Source organism: Aeromicrobium sp., assembly GCF_036676885.1.
Classification (GTDB): domain Bacteria; phylum Actinomycetota; class Actinomycetes; order Propionibacteriales; family Nocardioidaceae; genus Aeromicrobium.
Window position 1 is genome coordinate 1 of sequence record NZ_JAKFCB010000174.1, and the last position, 2,453, is coordinate 2,453.

3 protein-coding genes are annotated in these 2,453 nt (G+C 67.7%); 1 reads left to right on the forward strand and 2 read right to left on the reverse strand.

Annotated features, from left to right (window positions below; genetic code table 11):
- Nucleotides 1-1,582, reverse strand: a 1,582-nt coding sequence (locus V6M46_RS08270) for an acetolactate synthase large subunit (protein ID WP_332663663.1), incomplete at its 3' end; no start/stop codon positions are given.
- Nucleotides 1,583-1,914: 332 nt separating this feature from the next.
- Here V6M46_RS08270 and V6M46_RS08275 point away from each other — a divergent pair.
- Nucleotides 1,915-2,220: a hypothetical protein gene (locus V6M46_RS08275; RefSeq protein ID WP_332663665.1), complete on the forward strand. Its 306-nt coding sequence runs from the start codon at nucleotides 1,915-1,917 to the stop codon at nucleotides 2,218-2,220.
- A gap of 16 nt (nucleotides 2,221-2,236) precedes the next feature.
- Here V6M46_RS08275 and V6M46_RS08280 read toward each other — a convergent pair.
- Nucleotides 2,237-2,453: hypothetical protein (locus tag V6M46_RS08280; protein WP_332663667.1), on the reverse strand; the 217-nt coding region annotated here is incomplete at its 5' end.

Here is a 2,453-nt window from a genome sequence, read left to right on the forward strand (position 1 = left end):
CGCAGCGCAGGCCCACGCAGCCGTAGGCCTCGGCGAGCTTGAGGAAGTCGGGAATCCGACGCGCACCGATCGACTCCGGCCCGGTGTTGAGGTCGGTGTTGGAGTAGCGGCCTTCGTAGAGCAGGGTCTGCCACTGGCGGACCATGCCGAGCGACGAGTTGTTGATGACCGCGACCTTGATCGGGATGCCCTCGATCGCGCAGGTCGCGAGCTCCTGGTTGGTCATCTGGAAGCAGCCGTCGCCGTCGATCGCCCAGACGACCGTGCCCGGGAGCCCGACCTGGGCGCCCATCGCGGCCGGCAGGGCGTAGCCCATCGTGCCGGCACCGCCGGAGTTGAGCCACTGGCGCGGACGCTCGAAGTCGACATAGTGCGCGGCCCACATCTGGTGCTGGCCGACTCCTGCGGTGTAGGTCGCCTCCGGCCCGGCGATCGCGCTGATGCGCTCGATGACGGTCTGTGGCGCGAGCCCCTTGGCGGGCTTGTCGTAGCCGACCGGGTACTTCGCCTTGACGCCCAGCATCTGCGCCTTCCACGCGCTGAAATCACCCTCGACGCCGTCCTCGGACGCCTGCTTCTGCAGGGTCGCGATGAGATCGGCGATGACCTCGCGGCAGTCGCCCACGATCGGGACGTCGGCCGTACGGTTCTTGGAGATCTCCGCGGGGTCGATGTCGGCGTGGATGATCTTGGCGAGCGGCGCGAACGATGCGAGGTGGCCGGTGACGCGGTCGTCGAAGCGGGCGCCCAGCGAGATCAGCAGGTCGCTCTTCTGCAGCGCCGCGACGGCCGCGACGGTGCCGTGCATGCCCGGCATGCCGAGGTGCAGCTCGTGCGAGTCGGGGAAGGCGCCACGGGCCATCAGCGTCGTGACGACCGGGATCTGCGTCATCTCGGCGAGCACCTTGAGCTCGGCGGAGGCCTCGGCCTTGATCACGCCGCCACCGACGTACAGCACCGGACGCTCGGCCGCGGCGATCAGTCGGGCGGCCTCCCTGACCTGCTTGCCGTGCGGACGGGTCGTCGGGCGGTAGCCCGGCAGCGCGAGCTCGGTCGGCCAGGTGAAGGTCGTCTTGGCCTGCAGCGCGTCCTTGGCGATGTCGACGAGGACGGGTCCGGGACGCCCGGTGCCGGCGATGTGGAACGCCTCGGCGATGACCCGCGGGATCTCGTCGGCGTTCGTCACCAGGAAGCTGTGCTTGGTGATCGGCATCGTGATGCCGCGGATGTCGGCCTCCTGGAAGGCGTCGGAGCCGATCGCCCCGCTGGGCACCTGCCCCGTGATCGCGACGATCGGGACCGAGTCCATGTGGGCGTCGGCGATCGCCGTGACGAGGTTGGTCGCGCCGGGCCCGGAGGTCGCCATGCACACGCCGACCTTGCCGGTCACCATGGCGTAGCCCTGCGCCGCGTGACCGGCGCCCTGCTCGTGCCGCACGAGGATGTGCCGGATTTTCTCGGAGTCGAAGAGAGGGTCGTATGCGGGCAGGATCGCGCCGCCCGGGATGCCGAAGATGGTGTCCACCTCGGCGTGCTCCAGCGCCCGCACGAGGCTCTGAGCCCCCGTGAGCTGCTCGGTCATGATGTCGTCCTTCTGTTTCGGTCCATCGTATGTCGTTGAGTGACCCGGCTGTTCGCATAAAAAAATCCCTCGGCCGGTGAGGCATTCGAGGGAGACGCGGGGCCGGATCAGGCCATCGCGTCAGCGGCGTACTACGAGAATCTCTGCATGCACGCGTTCAGTCTCGTCCTCGCGACAGCGGTGGTCAAGTGGTGAGACAAGAAGTACCAGCATGTGGACCCATTGGGGCTGAAGAAATCTGCGGATCCACTGACGCATGCGCGACACGCTGCAACGATGAAGCCCTGACGCCCGCACAAGGCTGACTCGGGCAGCTTCCGAAGGATGTACACATGACGAAGTCACTCACCGTCGCATGTATCGTCGCGGCCCTGTCGCTCAGTGCCTGCGGCGGCGAGCCTCGACCAACAGCCGACGAGCTGAGCAACGCATTGACCAGCAACGACAGCATCTTCGGCACCGCACTGTCGGACAAGGCGGCGGACTGCGTCGCCAACATCCTCGTCAAGTCGGACGTGTCCGACGAGGGGCTGAACGCGGTGGCGGAGGGCGACGGCGACCGCAGCCTCAGCCGCGACGACATGAATTCCCTTGACGGCCCCCTGACGGCCAAGATCACCGCCTGCCTCACCACCTAGCGAACCGATCGGCGGGTCAGAGCAGCGGCAGCGACTCGTCCGCTGAGTCCAGCCGGCCTGTCGCGATCCTGATCCAGTCGAGCTGATTCTCGATCTCGGGCTCACGGCCTGTGACCTCGGCGTAGGCGTTCGCGAGGGCCCCGGAGACAAGCTCGACACACGCGTCGAGCAGCGGCGGAGCAGGGATCTCCGGCACTGACCGGGCGAGGTCGTCGCCATGCACGACGAGCTCG

Coding starts and splice junctions, on each gene's coding strand:
- V6M46_RS08275 (WP_332663665.1), top strand. CDS start 1,915: ATGACGAAGTCACTCACCGTCGCATGTATCGTCGCGGCCCTGTCGCTC.